This is a genomic window from Bradyrhizobium sp. U531, assembly GCF_051710265.1.
Lineage (GTDB): Bacteria > Pseudomonadota > Alphaproteobacteria > Rhizobiales > Xanthobacteraceae > Bradyrhizobium.
Map to the genome: position 1 here is coordinate 296992 of NZ_JASVEN010000004.1, position 16257 is coordinate 313248.

General features: G+C 65.2%; 16 protein-coding genes. 4 read left to right on the top strand and 12 right to left on the bottom strand.

Annotated features, from left to right (window positions below; genetic code table 11):
• Positions 1–5: 5 nt before the first annotated feature.
• Both QRQ56_RS20945 and QRQ56_RS20950 read right to left on the bottom strand, forming a co-directional pair.
• Entirely contained in the window at positions 6–836 is an 831-nt protein-coding gene (locus tag QRQ56_RS20945; protein WP_438742771.1) for an enoyl-CoA hydratase, read from the bottom strand.
• 154 nt (positions 837–990) lie between these two features.
• Entirely contained in the window at positions 991–1692 is a 702-nt protein-coding gene (locus QRQ56_RS20950; protein ID WP_438742772.1) for an SDR family oxidoreductase, read from the bottom strand.
• Positions 1693–1924: 232 nt separating this feature from the next.
• Here QRQ56_RS20950 and QRQ56_RS20955 point away from each other — a divergent pair, with 232 nt between their 5' ends.
• Together QRQ56_RS20955 and QRQ56_RS20960 are read left to right on the top strand one after the other, a co-directional pair.
• A complete protein-coding gene (locus QRQ56_RS20955) occupies positions 1925–3709 on the top strand; it encodes an acyl-CoA dehydrogenase family protein (protein ID WP_438742773.1) in 1785 nt (594 codons plus the stop codon).
• A gap of 45 nt (positions 3710–3754) precedes the next feature.
• Positions 3755–4843: a Zn-dependent alcohol dehydrogenase gene (locus QRQ56_RS20960; RefSeq protein WP_097662194.1), complete on the top strand. Its 1089-nt coding sequence runs from the start codon at positions 3755–3757 to the stop codon at positions 4841–4843.
• A 167-nt stretch (positions 4844–5010) separates the two neighbouring features.
• Here QRQ56_RS20960 and QRQ56_RS20965 read toward each other — a convergent pair whose 3' ends face one another.
• From QRQ56_RS20965 to QRQ56_RS21000, 8 genes are all read right to left on the bottom strand, one after another.
• Positions 5011–5364, bottom strand: a complete 354-nt coding sequence (locus tag QRQ56_RS20965) for a nuclear transport factor 2 family protein (RefSeq protein ID WP_438742774.1) — start codon at positions 5362–5364, stop codon at positions 5011–5013.
• Positions 5365–5522: 158 nt separating this feature from the next.
• Entirely contained in the window at positions 5523–6995 is a 1473-nt protein-coding gene (locus QRQ56_RS20970; protein WP_438742775.1) for an amidase, read from the bottom strand.
• A 238-nt stretch (positions 6996–7233) separates the two neighbouring features.
• Positions 7234–8205 (bottom strand): iron exporter MbfA, encoded by a 972-nt coding sequence (mbfA, locus tag QRQ56_RS20975; RefSeq protein ID WP_438742776.1) that lies wholly within the window; start codon positions 8203–8205, stop codon positions 7234–7236.
• A 67-nt stretch (positions 8206–8272) separates the two neighbouring features.
• A complete protein-coding gene (locus tag QRQ56_RS20980) occupies positions 8273–9421 on the bottom strand; it encodes an alpha/beta fold hydrolase (protein ID WP_438742777.1) in 1149 nt (382 codons plus the stop codon).
• A gap of 118 nt (positions 9422–9539) precedes the next feature.
• Complete coding sequence (locus QRQ56_RS20985; RefSeq protein ID WP_438742778.1) at positions 9540–10409, bottom strand: MBL fold metallo-hydrolase; 870 nt, start codon at positions 10407–10409, stop codon at positions 9540–9542.
• A gap of 15 nt (positions 10410–10424) precedes the next feature.
• Positions 10425–11036 (bottom strand): glutathione S-transferase family protein, encoded by a 612-nt coding sequence (locus QRQ56_RS20990; protein WP_438742779.1) that lies wholly within the window; start codon positions 11034–11036, stop codon positions 10425–10427.
• 184 nt (positions 11037–11220) lie between these two features.
• Positions 11221–12063 carry a fumarylacetoacetate hydrolase family protein gene (locus QRQ56_RS20995; protein WP_438742780.1) on the bottom strand — a complete coding sequence of 281 codons (843 nt, stop codon included), beginning with the start codon at positions 12061–12063 and terminating at the stop codon, positions 11221–11223.
• 240 nt (positions 12064–12303) lie between these two features.
• Positions 12304–13152, bottom strand: a complete 849-nt coding sequence (locus QRQ56_RS21000; RefSeq protein WP_438742781.1) for an MBL fold metallo-hydrolase — start codon at positions 13150–13152, stop codon at positions 12304–12306.
• A gap of 127 nt (positions 13153–13279) precedes the next feature.
• On the opposite strand from QRQ56_RS21000, the gene QRQ56_RS21005 reads away from it, so the two are divergent.
• Complete coding sequence (locus QRQ56_RS21005) at positions 13280–13756, top strand: DUF3775 domain-containing protein (protein ID WP_438742782.1); 477 nt, start codon at positions 13280–13282, stop codon at positions 13754–13756.
• Between the two features lie 147 nt (positions 13757–13903).
• Here the strand turns inward: QRQ56_RS21005 and QRQ56_RS21010 are convergent, their stop codons facing one another.
• Both QRQ56_RS21010 and QRQ56_RS21015 read right to left on the bottom strand, forming a co-directional pair.
• Positions 13904–14686, bottom strand: coding sequence for an SDR family oxidoreductase (locus QRQ56_RS21010; protein ID WP_438742783.1), 783 nt, complete (start codon positions 14684–14686; stop codon positions 13904–13906).
• 131 nt (positions 14687–14817) lie between these two features.
• Positions 14818–15330, bottom strand: a complete 513-nt coding sequence (locus QRQ56_RS21015; RefSeq protein ID WP_438742784.1) for a CvpA family protein — start codon at positions 15328–15330, stop codon at positions 14818–14820.
• A gap of 119 nt (positions 15331–15449) precedes the next feature.
• Between QRQ56_RS21015 and QRQ56_RS21020 the strand changes: the two genes are divergently transcribed.
• Entirely contained in the window at positions 15450–16211 is a 762-nt protein-coding gene (locus QRQ56_RS21020; RefSeq protein WP_438742785.1) for an SDR family oxidoreductase, read from the top strand.
• Positions 16212–16257 lie beyond the last annotated feature (46 nt).

Sequence of the window (16257 nt, forward strand, 5' to 3'; positions counted from 1 at the left end):
TCGCCCTACTTCCCCGTGAACACCGCCTTCCGTTTCTCGATGAACGCTTGCACCGCCTCCTTGTGGTCGGCGGTCGTGGTCAGGCGGATCAGGCGCTCGGCTTCGTGGTCCCTGGCGGTCTCGAAGTCGAACAGCACGGCCTCGTCGAGATTGTCCTTCATGTAGCGCAGCGCGAGGCGCGGGCCTTCGGCGAGCGACTTTGCCAGCGCGAAGGCCTCGGCCTGCAACTTGTCGTCGGGCACGACGCGGTTGACGAGGCCGATCGCCTCGCAGCGCGCGGCATCGACGCGGTCGCCGGTGAACATCAATTCGCGCGCTCGTGCGGTGCCGACCAGCCGCGTCAGCAGCCAGGCAATGCCGTAATCGCCTGACAGCGCGATGCGGGCATAGCCGGTGGCGACGAAGGCCGATTGCGCGGCGATGCGGATGTCGCAGGCCATGGCGATTGCGAGCCCGGCGCCGACCGCGGGGCCGGGCAGGGCGGCGATGGTCGGCTTGCGTACCGACACCAACGCGCCCGTCAGCAGCCGCTGCCGCTCCTGCAGATCGGCGATGCGATCCTCCAGCGACATCTCCAGCTTCTTCGGGTCACGATGCGCGCCCATGCCCTTGACGTTGCCGCCGGCGCAGAAGGCTTCACCCGCGCCGGTGAGCAGCAGGGCGCCGACGTCAGGGTTTTCGCCGCAGCTGCGGATCATCGTGCGCAGCGCCGGCGTCAGCGCATCCGACAGCGAATTGCGCGCCTCCGGTCGGTTCAGCGTGATGATCGCGACGCGGTCGCGGATGACGCAGAGGAGCTCGCTCGTGCCGGTATCGATGGTGGTTTCCGTGGTCATGTCCGCTCTCTCCCTTCGTCATTGCGAGGAGCCCGTGACAAAATTGCGAAGCAATTTTGCACTGGTGCGACGAAGCAATCCAGTCCGTTTCCGCGGAGACATCTCTGGATTGCTTCGCTTCGCTCGCAATGACGGTTGTTGTTGCTTTAGTGCCTCAAAACTTCTCCACCCAGGGCCGCAGCTCCAGCTCCCAGGTCCAGGCGCTGCGCGGCTGCTGCAGCACGTTCCAATAGCTCTCCGCGATCGCATCGGGATCGAGCATCGAGTCCGGCTTGTCATCGGACTCCGTTCGCGCCGCGCTGCGGATGCCGCCGTCGATGACGAAATGAGCGACGTGAATGCCCTGCGGCGACAATTCGCGCGCCATGCTTTGCGCGAGGCCGCGCAGCGCGAACTTGCCCATCGCGAAGGAGGCCGATTGCGCGTAGCCCTTGACGCTGGCCGAAGCACCGGTGAACAGGATCGCGCCGTGCTTGTTCGGCAGCATGCGCTTGGCGGCCTGCTGCGCCACCAGGAAGCCGCCATAGGCGCTGATCGCGATGGCATTGGCGACGTCGGCCGGAACGAGATCGACGAACGGCCCGCGGGTGCGGCCGCTGGCGTTGTAGACCACGAGGTCGGGCGTGCCGATCTCGCGCTCGACGAGGCCGAACAGCCGCTCGACCTCCTCCGGCTCCGCCGCGTTGCAGGCATAGGCCTTGGCGCCGGTCTCGCTGCAGAGCGCGCCCAGCTTCTCGATCTTGCGCGCGGCCAGCGCGACGCGGATGCCTTGCGCGGCGAGCAGCCGCGCCAGCGAGGCGCTCAAGCCTTCGCCGGCGCCGACGATGAGGGCGATCTTGTACTTCGGATGTTCCATGGCGTGATCTCTTTGGGGCAGGGAGACGTTGATCTATGCATGGCTTGCGCGAACAACCAGCCGGCGCGATCACAATTCCGCAGAGCGAATTGCTCCTTCACTGCGATCATGCCTCCCTGACAATTTGCGGCTTTATCGCCCCCCGCGGCTGGAGCATGATCGACATCATCTCAAGCGGCAAGCGCCAAATCAGCGCAAAATGTCCGCAAGGCGGAAACGATAGAGGACGATCATGCACAAGCCGGTCCAAGCCCAGCCGAAAGATGTCGCGGCCGCACCGTCCGGCCTGCTGGCGCCCGATACCAGCGGCATGAATTTCTATCGCGCCGATCCCGCGCTGACGGATCTCTTGCGCATCCATCTGCCGGAGCCGCTGTTTCGCCACATGGAGCCGCATCTCGATCGGCTCGGCGAGCTCGCCGGCGGCCGTCTCGACGAATGCGCGCGGCTTGCCGACCGCCACACGCCGGTGCTGCACCAGCGCGACAAGTTCGGCCGCGACGCGCAGTCGATCGAATATCATCCGGCCTATCGCGAGCTCGAGAATGCCGCGTTCGGCGAGTTCGGCATCCACGCGCTCTCGATCCGCAAGGGCATCATGGGCTGGCCGGACAAATATCCCGTGGCCGCCAAGCACGCCTTCACCTTCCTGTTCAACCAGACCGAATTCGGTATGGGCTGCCCGATCAACGTCACCGACGGCTGCGCCAAGCTGCTGGCGAATTTCGGCAGCGAGGCGTTGAAGGCAAAATACCTCGACGGCCTGACCTCGACCGATATGAGCAAGCTGACCCAAGGCGGCCAGTTCATGACCGAGAAAGAGGGCGGCTCCGATGTCGGCACGCTGACCACGCGCGCGGTGCAGGAGGGCGACCATTGGCGGCTCTATGGCGAAAAATGGTTCTGCTCGAATGCCGACGCCAAGGTGGTGATGCTGCTGGCGCGTCCTGAAGGCGCCGGCCCCGGCACGCGCGGCGTCGGCCTGTTCCTGATGCCGCGCTTCCTCGACGACGGCTCGCAGAACCACTACCGGATCGTGCGTTTGAAGGACAAGCTCGGCACCCGTTCGATGGCCTCGGGCGAGATCAAGCTCGAAGGCGCGATCGCCTATGCGGTCGGCAAGCTCGACCGCGGCTTCGTGCAGATGGCCGAGATGGTGAACTCGTCGCGGCTGTCCAACGGCGTCAAATCCACCGCGCTGATGCGCCGCGCCTATCACGACGCGATGACGGTGGCGAAGAACCGCGTGGTGTTCGGCAGCCGCATCATCGACCTGCCGCTCGGCCGTCGCCAGATGCTGAAGATCATGCTGCCGGTCGAGCAGGCGCTGTCGATGAGTTTTCTCACGGCCGATGCGCTCGACCGTGCCGAGGCCGGCAGCCAGGATGCGGCGGCGTTGCTGCGCATCTTGACGCCGACGCTGAAATTCCGCGCCACGCGCGATGCGCGAAAGGTCTGCGGCGATGCGCTCGAGATGCGCGGCGGCATCGGCTATATCGAGGAATTCGCCACGCCGCGCCTGCTGCGCGACGCGCATCTCGGCTCGGTCTGGGAGGGCACCGGCAACATCGTCGCGATCGACGCGCTCCGGCGCGCGGTCGGGCGCCATGGCGCGGAATCCGCGCTGGCTGCCGATCTGCATGCGCGACTCGACGACAGCACGTCCGTACCGCAGGCCTGGCGCGACAATCTGCGCGGCCTCGTCGATCGCGCCGTCGGTTTCGCGCGCGAGGTCGCGGCCAAGTCCGAGAACGAAGCCGACGCGCGGCGTGCCACCAGCGTGCTCTATCATGTCGCCAGCGCGGTCGCGCTCGCCTGGGAGGCGCAGCGCATCCACGACAGGCGCGGCGATGCCCGCCGGCTGCTGCTGTCGCGGCTCGTAATCGATCATCGGGTGTCGCCGAGCGATCCGTTCCGGCTGACGGAAAATGCGACGCAAGCCAGGATCGCCGCGCTGCTGCTGGGAGATCGCGATGCCGGCATGAGCGAGGTTGGCGAACTGGTTCTGGCAGCGTAGGCTGCGCTCCACGCTCGAACCAAGAAACGCGATAGGGAGTGCTCGATGAAGGCCGCCGTCCTCTATGAAGTCAACAAGCCCCTGGTCATCGAGGATGTCAGCCTGCCGAAGCCCGGCCCGCGCGAGGTGCTGATCCGCACCTCGGTCGCCGGCCTCTGCCATTCGGACCTGCACTTCATGGAAGGCCTGTACCCGCATCCGCTGCCTGCGGTGCTCGGGCACGAATCCGCCGGTGTCGTCGAGCAGGTCGGCTCCGACGTCACTTACGTCAAGCCGGGCGATCACGTCGTCACCTGTCTGTCCGTGTTCTGCGGCACCTGCGACAACTGCACCACCGGCCGCACCGTGCTCTGCACCGACACCACGGTGAAGCTGCTGCCGGGCGCGTCGAACCGGATGCAGTGGAACAGGCAGGAGAAGCTGCACCAATTCCTCAACCTGTCCTCCTTCGCCGAGCAGATGCTCGTGCACGAGAACGCCATCGTCAAAATCCGGAAAGAGATGCCGCTCGATCTCGCCGCGCTGATCGGCTGCGGCGTCATCACCGGCTACGGCGCGGTGGTGAACACGGCGAAGGTGACGGCGGGCGAGACCGTGGCGGTGATCGGCTGCGGTGGCGTCGGCATGGCCGCGATCAACGGCGCGCAGATCGCCGGCGCCGGCCGCATCATCGCCATCGACACCAATCCCGCCAAGCTGCAGCTTGCCACCAAGCTGGGGGCTACCGACATCATCAATCCCGCCGACGGCGACGTCGTGAAGCAGGTGCGCGATCTCACCAATGGTGGTGTGCACCATTCCTTCGAGGTGCTCGGCCGCAAGGAGACCGCCGAGCAGGCGTTCGGCATGCTCGCCTCCGGCGGCACCGCCACCATCGTCGGCATGATCCCGTTCGGCCAGAAGATCGAGCTGCACGGTTTCGATTTCCTCAGGGAGCGCCGGATCCAGGGCTCCTCGATGGGCTCGAACCATTTTCGCGTCGACATGCCGCGCCTGGTGGATTTCTACTTGCGAGGACGGCTGCATCTGGAAGACTGGATCTCCGCCAAGCTGAAGCTCAGCGAGATCAACGAAGGCTTTGCCAACATGAAGGCCGGCAAGACGCTGCGCAGCGTGATCGTGTTCGATAGCTGAGCACTGGCGTCGCGGGCGCAGCTCCAAAACCGGTGTCATCGCCCGCGAAGGCGGGCGATCCAGTACGCCGCGGCGGGAGTTGTGTAACCGAACTGCGGCCGCGGAGTACTGGATGCCCCGGTCAAGCCGGGGCATGACAGCGCAATGTGAGGTTGGCTTACCTCACCTCACCGCGACACGTGCGCGGAGACCGCCAGCCATTTGCCATTCAGCTTCGCCCAGCAATCGGTGTACCGCCCGGTCGCCCGCTGTCCATCCGCCGTTGTGTAGCTCGTCGCGGCGTGGATGATGGCGAAATCGCCGATGATGCGGATGATGACATCGTAGGCATGCAGATTGCGGATCGCGATCGGCCGTGCCGTCTGCTCCAGGAAGGCGGCGCGGTTGATCAGCGTCTTGTCGGGATTGGAGCAATAGAACTGCGGCGCCAGGATCTCGTCGAAGCGTTTGACGTCGCAGTTCTGCACGGAGGCGACATAGTCGCGGTTGAGCGCGGTAAGCTGTTCGAGGTCGTCGCTCACAGTTCTCTCTCCCTGTCCCTCCGGGGCGCGCGAAGCGCGAACCCGAATCCCGACGCCATTTTGCTCCGTCATTGCGAGGAGCGAAGCGACGAAGCAATCCAGACTGCCGCTGCGGAAAGATTCTGGATTGCTTCGCTTCGCTCGCAATGACGGAAGATCTAATCGTCAAACATCTTCGGCGGCACGAACCCGCCGAATTCGCGTTCGATCAGCTCGGCGAGCTTGAGCGGCGTGCGGTCTTCGAGGAACGGTCCGATGATCTGGACGCCGACCGGCAGGCCATCCTTCGACAGGCCGAGCGGGACTGCCGTCGCCGGCAGGCCCGTCAGCGTGGCGATGCCGGGCCAGGCGAGCTGGTCCGGATAGACATGATCCTTGCCGTCGATATTGATCCGCCGCTTCTCCTGCTCCGGCGAATGATCATGCGGATAGGCCGGGGTCGGCATGATCGGGCAGATCACCGCGTCGAATGTCCTGAACAAGTGCCGCCACTGCGCGCGCAGGCCGGCACGCGCGCCCTCGTCGAACACCCAGGCCTGATGGCTGGAGGTCATGCCGCGCAGCCGCTCGGCCGCAAGGCTCTTGTCCTCGGGTGAAAGGTGCGCCGCCCCGGCACGTGCGCCGGCGAGAATATCAGGCGGAAAGAACGCGCCGAGAAAGCCCATCAGCATGCGCATGTAGAGCCGCGAGGCCTCCCGGAAGTCCGGAAACAGCGGGCTTTCGCGCGCGACGCTCGCGCCGGCGCGCGTCAACTGCCCGGCCAGCTTTTCGATCGCGCCGCGGACCTCGGCATTGGCGGGCAGCAGCGGATGGCTGTCGATCACCAGCAGGCGGAAATCCTTCAGTCCTGCATGGCGCGCCTCCGGCAGCGCGAGCCTGTATCCGACGCCGAGGTCGAGCGGATCGGGGCCGGCCATCACGTCGAGCAGCAGCGTCAGGTCGGCGGCACTCCGCGCCATCGGACCGATCACGGCCATGTCGCGCTCCATCGGAATCGCCGGGAATGGCGGCGGCGTATGGCCGCGCGTCGGGCAGAGATTGTAGGTCGGCTTGTGCGCATAGACCCCGCAATGGAAGGCCGGCACGCGCAGCGAGCCGCCGATGTCGGAGCCGAGCGACAGCGGCCCGTAGCCGGCCGCGAGCGCGGCAGACGAGCCGCCCGACGATCCGCCGGGCGTGCGGCCGAGATCGAAGGGATTGTTCGTCGTGCCGTAGATGTCGTTATAGCTCTGCCAATCCCCGAGCCCGACGGGAACGTTGGTCTTGCCCAGGATGACGCCACCGGCATTCTTCACCCGCCCGATCGCCAGCGCGTCCTCCGCCGGCCGGAAATCCTTTTGCGGCGGCCAGCCCCAGGTCGTCGGCAGGCCGGCGATGTTGAAGGATTCCTTGATCGTCAGGGGCAGGCCGAGCAGCGGCTTGCGCTCGCCGCGGCCCAAGGCAGCGTCGGCCTCGCGCGCGGCACCGAGCGCCCGCTCGAAATCCCGCACGCAGATCGCATTGACCTTGCTGTCGTGCCGCTCGATGCGGTCGATTGCGTCTTGCGTGAGTTCGACCGACGACACCTTCTTCGCCGCCAGCGCGGACGACAGCTCGACCGCGCTCTTGAAACTCCATTGCGATTTGGCCACGGCGCGTCTCCTGCTCTTGTTGTCCAGGGATGATGCGCAGTTTGGCCGAACGCCGCAACGGTTGTTTGATCGCGATTGATGTGCCGGTGAGGTGGAGCGAACGGAGTTAAGAAGTCAGTGTCATCGCCGGGCTTGACCGGGCGATCCAGTATTCCGTGACAGCAGTGATAGAACCGATGCGCCGCGGCGTACTGGATTCCCCGCCTTCGCGGGCGATGACAGCGGAGTGTGACGCGGCCTACGCCGCCCCGATCAATATCCCCACCGCCAGCACGATGGCGCCGCCGAGCACGATCTGGAACACGGCCTGGAGGAACGGCGTGTCCATGTAGCGCGCGCGGATGAAGGCGATCGCCCACAATTCGAAGAACACGACGACACCGGCGATCGCGGTCGCGATCCAGAATGCATTGGCCCAATGGTCCGGCACGAGATAGGGCAAGGTGTGGCCGAGCCCGCCGAGCGTCGTCATCGCCCCGCAAGTGAGACCACGCAGCCAGGGTGAGCCACGGCCTGTCAATGAGCCGTCGTCCGAGAGCGCTTCCGCAAAGCCCATGCTGATGCCGGCACCGATCGAGGCGGCGAGACCGACCAGGAAGGTCTGCCAGTTCTGGTGGGTGGCGAAGGCCGCTGCAAACAACGGCGCCAGCGTCGAGACGGAGCCGTCCATCAGGCCGGCAAGGCCGGGCTGCACATACTGCAGCACGAACATGCGGCGGTTGGTGCGATCCTCCTCGGCGCGGACGTCGGAGCTCAGGATCTCGCCCGTCAGTTTTGCGGCGGTCTCCTCGTGACCCTTCTCGGCTTCGGCGAGATCGCCGAGCAGGCGGCGCACGCCGACGTCCTGAGCCTGTTCGGCGGCCTTCACGTAGAAGCGCTCCGCCTGCATCTCCATCGTCTCGACTTCCCTGCGGATGGCATCGAGCGACAGGTTCTTGGTGAGCCAGACCGGACGGCGGCGCAGGAACCCTTTGACGTCCTCGCGCCGGATCGGCGGCAGATGCGGGCCGAAGCGCTCCTCGTACAATTCCAGCAGCATGTGCCGGTGGCCGCGTTCCTCCTCGGCCATCTGCTCGAACAGCTTGGCCGAGTCGGGATAGCGTTCCTTCAAATCCTCGGCGAATGTCATGTAGATGCGGCTGTCCTCCTCCTCGGAGGAGATCGCGACCGCCAGCACCTCGCGCTCGGTCAGTTCGGCAAAAGTCTTCACGGCAACCCTGTCATCTTAGTTTAGAATTATTCTAAACTATATAGGGGGCAGCCGTTCCCGGGTCAAATCAGGCCGTGCCGGCCTTGGCGAGGAAGTCGAGCAGCAGCCGGCTGACCTCGGCCGGCTGCTCCTGCTGCACCCAGTGGCCGGCGCCGTCGACGAGATGGCAGCCGAGCATGTTCGTGCAGCCGCGCCCCTGCATGGCCTCGAACACGCCGGGGCGCTGATAAGTGCCCCAATCCTGCCGGCCCGAGATGAAGCACGAGGGCACGTCGATGCTGCGTCCCGCAAACAGCTGCATCTCGCTGTTGAGCATGCCCGAGGTGCCGTAGCGGTACCATTGCAAGCCGCCCTGGAATCCGGTGCGGCCATATTCGGCGCTGTAATAGGCAAGGTCGCTGTCCGGCAGCCATTGGTTGGCGGCGATCGCGGCCGGCGAGGGCATCTCCTTTGCCACCGTCTCGGCCATGGTCTCGCTGAGGTCCATCACGTAATAGGTCGGCAGTTTTGCAAGCTCGCTCGCCGACCACGATGTCAGCGGATACGGCTTGTTGTCGATCCAGTCCGCGCTCTTGTGGTGGTAGTAGGCGCGGACAAAATCATGCACGCCCTGCGGCGCGTGCTGCATGTCGGCATTGGCTTCGCGTGTCGCGTAGTACCATTGATAGTGCTTGCGCGGTCGGGGCAGCGCGGCCAGCTCGCGATGCACGGGGTCTTCCGCAGCAGGCCCGGCCGGCGCATCGACTGTGTTGAACGGCAAGGACGGCGCTCCGCCGAACGGCGCGCTCATCATCGTCACCGAGCGAAACACGTCGGGCCTGATCAGCGCGCACCAGGCCGCAACCGGGCTGCCGAAATCGTGCCCGGCCAAGTCGACCTGCCTGTAACCGAAGGCCGACACCAGCGCGAGCGCGTCGCGCACCAAATTGAGGAGCGAGAACGGGGCGAGGTCGCCGTCGTAATCCGCGCTCCATCCAATGGTGCGGCCATAGCCGCGCTGGTCCGGCGCGATCACGTGATAGCCGGCCGCGGCCAGCGTCGGCATCACCTTGCGCCAGGAGAAGGCGAGCTCCGGAAAGCCGTGCAACAGCAGGATGCAGGGACGGCCCTTGTTCTCGAACCCGGCCTCGAGCACATGCATCCGCAGGCCGTTGATGCCGTCGAGGTAACGCGAGCGGATGCCGGCGGGGAGGGGAATGTCGGGGAGTGCGGTCATGATTGTTTCCTCGTCATGCCCGGGCTTGTCCCGGCCATCCACGCTCTTGTTGGCGTTGATTGTAAGATCGTGGATGCCCGGGACAAGCCCGGGCATGACGGAGGATAGAGGGGCGCTCCTACACCGCCGCGCACACGAACCCATTGCCCTTGCGCTTGATCTTCCCCACCGACGGTGACGGGAAGTGCGCCGTGCAGCACAGCGTGTCGGTGTCGCAATAGCGCTCGAGGAAACCGCGGCGCGTCGTCGCCGCCGCGGCCGGATCGACGTCGAACTTGATCGACAGCTCTGGATAAAGCGTCTGCAGCGGCGAGTGCATGAGGTCGCCGGAGAACACCGCGTCGTCCTTGCCGCGCCCCATGGTGATGGCGATATGGCCCGGCGTGTGGCCGGGCGTCGGCAGGATCCGGACATGGTCGCCGATCTGGTGATCATTGCCGACCAGCTCGTGGCGCTTCGCCTCGACCACCGGCAGCACGCTGTCGGCGAAGGGCGGGATCTCCGTCTTCGCGTTTTCCGCGGACCAATGGTCGAATTCTTTCTTGGCGAAGACGTAGCGCGCCCTCGGGAAGGTCGGCACCCAGCGGCCGTTCTCCAGCCGCGTATTCCAGCCGACATGGTCGACATGCAGATGCGTGCACATCACGAAGTCGATGTCGCCAGGCGAGAAACCGGCGGCGCCCAGCGCGCGCATATAGGTGTCGTCGGTCTTCATGTTCCATTTCGGCCGATTGGGGCGCGGCTTGTCGTTGCCGATGCAGCTGTCGACCAGGATCGTGTGGTGCGGCGTCTTCACCACGTAGGACTGGAAGCACAGCAGCAGAACGTCCTGCTCATCCAGCGCCTTCGCTTCGCGCATCCAGGCCCGGTTCTCGGCCAGCAACTCGGCAGTCAGGCCGGGGATCATCTCCAGCGCCGGGACGAACGAGGTTTCCTGCTCGATGATGCGATGGATGGTGAGGTCGCCGACCGAGAACTTCAGGCTCATGAGAACTCCGGTAATTTATGCGGCGGGCGGCACCGAGATCTTCACCGAGGGCCGCTCCAGCATCTTCTGATGGAAGGCGTCGAGCTTGGGGTAGGCCTTGCGCCAGCCGCAATCGGCGAAGCGGAAGTCGGCATAGCCGAGCACGCAGACGAGGCCGATCTGCGAGATGTCGAACGGGCCGTTCAGCACCTCGGGCATATTCTCGAAGCGCGCCATGCCGGTCCAGGCCCTGTTCCAATGGTCGTCCGACCACGCCTGCCATTGCAGGCCCTGCGGCCGCACCATCTTCTCGTAGCGGCACAGCAGCATGGAATCGAGCATGCCGTTGAGCAGCGAGTGATTGGTCTTGGCCTTCCAGCGTGCCCGGCCGTAATCCGGGATCAGGCTGCCGCCGGCCATCTCGTTGAGATACTCGACGATGACATAGGAGTCCAAGATCACATCACCGTCATTGGTGATCAGCACCGGCAGCTTCTTCAGCGGCGTGATCTTCGAATAGTCCTCATTGGCCGTGCCCGGTGCGACGGCCGCCGACGTGAACTCGATCTTGTCGATCAGCCCAAGCTCGATCGCGGCGATGCGCACCTTGCGGGCAAAAGGCGAGGCGGGGGAGAAGGAGAGTTTCATGGGAGTAACCTCTATCCAGACACACGGTCCTCATCCTGAGGAGCGCGCCTCTTGGCGCGCGTCTCGAAGGATGGACAAGAAGGATGGTCTCTCGTCACCCGGCGCAAACGTCGGGTGACCATGCTTGTGGCGCATCCTTCGAGACGCGCGCGTTGCGCGCTCCTCAGGATGAGGGTCGGAGGCCTTACGCCGCCACGATCTCCTGGCGCTGCTCGCCGAGGCCCTCGATGCCGAGCGTCACGACGTCGCCGACATTGAGGAACGTCGGCGGCTTCATGCCGAGGCCGACGCCGGGCGGGGTGCCCGTGGTGATGACGTCGCCGGGCAGCAGCGTCATGAACTGCGAGACATAGGAAATGCACTTGGCCATCGAGAAGATCATGGTCTTGGTCGAGCCGGTCTGGCGGCGCTGGCCGTTGACGTCCAGCCACATCGACAGGTCCTGCACGTCCTTGATCTCGTCCTTGGTCGTGAGCCAGGGCCCGAGCGGGCCGAACGTGTCGTGCGACTTGCCCTTGGTCCACTGCCCCAGGCGCTCGATCTGGAAGGCGCGCTCGGAGACGTCGTTGCAGACGCAATAGCCGGCGACGTGGTTCAGCGCGTCGGCTTCCGAAACGTACTTCGCGCGGGTGCCGATGATTGCGGCGATCTCGACCTCCCAGTCGAGCTTGGTCGAGCCGCGCGGCTTCTCGACCGCGTCGTTCGGGCCGGACAGCGAGGTGTTGGCCTTCATGAAGATGATCGGCTCGCTCGGAATATCGGCGCCGGTCTCCTTGGCATGGTCGGAGTAGTTGAGGCCGATCGCGACGAACTTCGAGATGCCGGTGACGGGAGCGCCGAACCGCGGCTTGCCCGAGACCGCCGGCAGCGAGGCCGGATCGAGGCCTGCCAGCTTCTTCAGGCTCTCAGGTGAATAGGCCTCGCCCGTGAGGTCTTTCACATGCGCCGACAGGTCGCGCAATTGGCCGGATTTGTCGATCAGGCCGGGCTTTTCCGCACCCTTTTCGCCGTAACGAACAAGCTTCATTCTCGTTTCTCCCTGGAGATTGGACCGATCGGTTAATAGCTTCATGGAACAGGGCGGCGGGAAATTCAACCGCCGAAAAGGCATGCATTGCAGGCTTACGGATTCGATGGGCGCGACCGTGTCCCGGACGCGGTGCAGCGTGCAACGCTGCTCCGCAGAGCCGGGACCCAGATTGTGGCGACATGGGCCCCGGCTCAGCAGCGCATCACTTCGTGCTGCGCAGCATCCGGGGCACGAGACCTACGCCAGCGCCACGAACCTGAACGCGTCCCCGTCCCGCTTGATATGCCCGGCCGAGAAGTGCCCGCCGATCACCAGCGTCGGCGTATCGGCAAAGCGGCCGAACAATTCGCGCCGTGTTTCGGCCGATCGCGCCTGGTTGGAATCCGCGGTCGAGGACCAGTCGAGATGCGCCATCTGGCAGGGATGATGGGCGACGTCACCGGTGAGCAGGCCCTGCTCGCCGTCGGACTGGATCAGAATGCTCATATGGCCGGGACTGTGGCCGGGGGTCGGGATCATGCTGATCTCGTCCGACAGGCGATGGTCACTCGCGATCAGATCCGCCTTGCCGGCAGCGACGATCGGCTGCACGGAATCGTTGAACACCGCGGCCTTGTCCGGCTCGGTGGAATGGTCACGCCAGTGCTCGTATTCGGTCTTGCCGAACACGTAGCGCGCGTTTGCAAAGGTTGGCACCCATTGGCCCCCGACCAGCTTCGTATTCCAGCCGACATGGTCGACGTGAAGATGCGTGCACAGCACGGTGTCGATGCTGTCGGGTGCAAAGCCGGCCGCGGCCATCGTTTCCAGGAACGGTGTCGTGCGGTTGTTCCAGGTCGGGACGTTGCGGCCCTGCTTGTCGTTGCCGAGGCCGGTGTCGACCACGATCCGGCGCGTCGGCGTCTCCACCACCAGCGAGTGGATCGACATTCTCAGCCGGCCTTCTTCGGTGGCGAAATGCGGGATCAGCCAGGGCAGCTTTTGGATGTCTTCGTGGCCTGCGAGCGGCAGGATGAAACGGGTCGAGCCGACTGTCTCCAATTCGACCACTTTTGTGATTTTGACCCTGCCCACCTTCCACTGCATCCGGCGCCTCCCAATTTTTCTTGTCTTGACGCCGAAACATGCGGTGTTCCGCCGTGATGTGCAATGGATCGTCCGGCGCGATGAGGCGTTATCGCGGGAACCCCAGGAAAAAGCCGAAGAGGGAGCCATGCCAGAGCTTGCAATATCCGCCGAGAAAGTCGCGTTCATCATCGAGAAGGCGCGCGAATTCGACGTCAAGGAGGGCAATTCCGATCCGGATTCCGGGTCGAATCCGAGCGATGACGATGCGCTCGACGTGCTCGAGGATGACGGATCCGATCCCGTCGTCCAGGAGCTCGGAAGCTTCATGATTGCGCTGAACGAGGACGAGCAGCTCGATCTCGTCACGCTGACCTGGCTCGGCCGGGGCGATGGCACGATCGACGATTGGGACGATCTGCGGTCCCGCGCCATGGAAGCGCGGGGCGAGTATCGCAGCCCGCGCCGCGAAACCGTGCACTATTTGCTGGGTGATCCCATGCTGGGCGATTTGCTCGCGAATGGGCTCGACGAGTTCGGCGTCGACTGGACCGACGAGCGTACGACGCCCGACTCGTCCGGTCCGAGCCAGCAGGACGAGGACGAGCCGACGAAGCAGCGGTGATGATCGGGCTCTGATGCCTCCACATCGTCATGGCCGGGCTTGACCCGGCCATCCACGTCTTCCTCCGCAGTACAAAGAACGTGGATGCCCGGGACAAGCCCGGGCACGACGGTTTTGCGTTGATCGCGCTCTTTCAGGCGCGACGCCTCACAGCGTCCCCGGAAACGCGCCGCCATCCAGTAGAATGTTCTGTCCGGTGATGAAGCCGGCCTTGGCGCCGCACAGGAAGGCGCAGGCATAGCCGAACTCGTCGGGCTGGCCGAAGCGGCCGGCGGGGTTGAGCTTGGCGCGCTCGGCCAGCACCTGCTCGGGCGTCGTGCCGCGCTTGTCGGCCTCGCCCTTCGCGGTGCTGGTCAGGCGGTCCGTCTCGAACGGGCCAGGCAACAGGCCGTTGATGGTGACGTTGTTGATCACGGTCTTGCGCGACAGGCCGGCGATGAAGCCGGTGAGGCCGGCGCGCGCGCCGTTGGAGAGGCCGAGAATGTCGATCGGCGCCTTCACCGCGGCCGAGGTGATGTTGACGACGCGGCCGAACTTGCGCGCCATCATGCCGTCCACGGTCGCCTTGATCAGCTCGATCGGCGTCAGCATGTTGGCGTCGATCGCCTTGATCCAGTCGTCGCGGGTCCAGTTGCGGAAATCGCCGGGCGGCGGGCCGCCGGCATTGTTGATCAGGATGTCGGGCTCGGGGCAGGCTTTCAGCACGGCCTCGCGACCGGCCGGCGTCGTGATGTCGCCGACGATCTCGGTGACCTTCACATTGGGATAGGCCTTCCGGATCTCGTCCGCCGTCTTCTTCAAGGCTTCCGCGCCGCGCGCGGTGAGCGTGACGTCAACGCCGGCCTCCGCCAGCGAAATGGCGCAAGCGCGCCCGAGGCCCTTGCTGGATGCGCAGACGATGGCGCGGCGACCTTTGATCCCAAGATCCACTGTTTCACTCCCGAAATAGCATGCAGGTTTTGGATGGGCCGCACTCTAGCCAAGTGTGACGCCGCTGATAAGGGACGGGCCCACACCAAAATGCATGCGCGTCGGCGCGGCGATGCAAATGCGGCTGAGCTCTAGATGCGCCGTTCCTGCTTGAGGCGATCGATCGTGGAGGTCGCCTCCGGCGGCAGCGACTTGAAGCCCATCTGCCCGACCGTGGAGAACAGCGGGCGCAGATGCGAGCCGGCGAGGAACGGTGGCTGGCGATTGGCGGGCACGATCTGGTCGAACACCAGCACCAGCGTGGTGGCGACGAGGCCGACCCTGACGGCGCCGAGCGCGGCGCCGCCGAGGCGGTCGCCGATGCCGGCGTCGCGGATCGTGTCGTTCAGCGCCAGGCGGCCGATATATCCGAACAGCATGCCGACCACCACGAAGATGCCGAACAGCCAGATCCAGTTCTGCAGCAGCGGCGTATTCGGATTGCCGGCGATCTGCGGCACGATCAGCGGCATCAGCGCCACCGCGATCGGCGCGGCGAGGAGATAGGCGAGGATGGTCATCGCGCTTCGCAGCAGGCCGGTCCTGAAGCCGAACCCGATCGCCACGGCGAGCGCGGCATAGACGGCGAGATCGAAACTGTTCATGAGTGCAATCCTGCCTCGATGGAACGAATGAACGCCGAACCGATCATTCCGGTTTCAGATCGCTAAAATCGTCTGTATTTTCGGCTCCAAAGCTCGGAAAAACGCGCAAGGAATGCGTCATGTCAGATCTATTCGACGTCAGTAAAGAAACCATCCTCGTCACCGGCGCGAGCCAGGGGCTGGGCCGGCAATTTGCCCGGGTGCTGGCGGCCCATGGCGCAGCGGTGGCGCTGGCGGCGCGGCAGACCGGCAAGCTGAAGAGCCTGGAGGAGGAGATCCGCAGCAAAGGCGGCCGCGCAGCCGCCGTCGCGCTCGACGTCGCCGACACCGCCTCGATCGCACGCGCGGTCGATGTGGCGGAAGCCGCGCTCGGTCCCGTCACCGTGCTGATCAACAACGCCGGCATCGCCATCGAGAAGCTCGCGACCGAGCAGACCGAAGCGGATTGGGACGCGGTGATCGGTGCCAATCTGAAGGGCGCCTATTTCCTCGCGACGGAAGTCGCGCGCCGCATGATCGCGCGCAAGCAGTCGGGCAATATCGTCAACATTGCCTCCGTGCTCGGCACCGGCGTGCTGAAGGCGGTCTCGCCCTATGCGATCTCCAAGGCCGGCATCATCCAGGCGACCAAGGCGATGGCACTCGAACTCGCCGGGCAGGGCATCCGCATCAACGCGCTCGCGCCCGGCTATATCGACACCGAGATGAACCACGCGTTCTGGTCGACACCAGCGGGCGAGCGCCTCGCCAAGCGCATCCCGCAGCGCCGCGTCGGCGCCGAGTCCGATCTCGACGGCGCGATCCTGCTGCTGGCGTCGCAGGCGTCAAGATATATGACGGGCAGCGTGGTGACGGTGGATGGCGGGTTCTTGCTGAATTGAGCGGGGCTGTTTTGTCTTGCTCCGCTGTCGTCCCGGACAAGCGCAG

Bases quoted from the DNA above. Each gene is read 5' to 3' on its own strand.
- QRQ56_RS20945 (WP_438742771.1), bottom strand. From the start codon at position 836: ATGACCACGGAAACCACCATCGATACCGGCACGAGCGAGCTCCTCTGC.
- QRQ56_RS20950 (WP_438742772.1), bottom strand. From the start codon at position 1,692: ATGGAACATCCGAAGTACAAGATCGCCCTCATCGTCGGCGCCGGCGAA.
- QRQ56_RS20955 (WP_438742773.1), top strand. From the start codon at position 1,925: ATGCACAAGCCGGTCCAAGCCCAGCCGAAAGATGTCGCGGCCGCACCG.
- QRQ56_RS20960 (WP_097662194.1), top strand. From the start codon at position 3,755: ATGAAGGCCGCCGTCCTCTATGAAGTCAACAAGCCCCTGGTCATCGAG.
- QRQ56_RS20980 (WP_438742777.1), bottom strand. From the start codon at position 9,421: ATGACCGCACTCCCCGACATTCCCCTCCCCGCCGGCATCCGCTCGCGT.
- QRQ56_RS20985 (WP_438742778.1), bottom strand. From the start codon at position 10,409: ATGAGCCTGAAGTTCTCGGTCGGCGACCTCACCATCCATCGCATCATC.
- QRQ56_RS20990 (WP_438742779.1), bottom strand. From the start codon at position 11,036: ATGAAACTCTCCTTCTCCCCCGCCTCGCCTTTTGCCCGCAAGGTGCGC.
- QRQ56_RS20995 (WP_438742780.1), bottom strand. From the start codon at position 12,063: ATGAAGCTTGTTCGTTACGGCGAAAAGGGTGCGGAAAAGCCCGGCCTG.
- QRQ56_RS21000 (WP_438742781.1), bottom strand. From the start codon at position 13,152: ATGCAGTGGAAGGTGGGCAGGGTCAAAATCACAAAAGTGGTCGAATTG.
- QRQ56_RS21005 (WP_438742782.1), top strand. From the start codon at position 13,280: ATGCCAGAGCTTGCAATATCCGCCGAGAAAGTCGCGTTCATCATCGAG.
- QRQ56_RS21015 (WP_438742784.1), bottom strand. From the start codon at position 15,330: ATGAACAGTTTCGATCTCGCCGTCTATGCCGCGCTCGCCGTGGCGATC.
- QRQ56_RS21020 (WP_438742785.1), top strand. From the start codon at position 15,450: ATGTCAGATCTATTCGACGTCAGTAAAGAAACCATCCTCGTCACCGGC.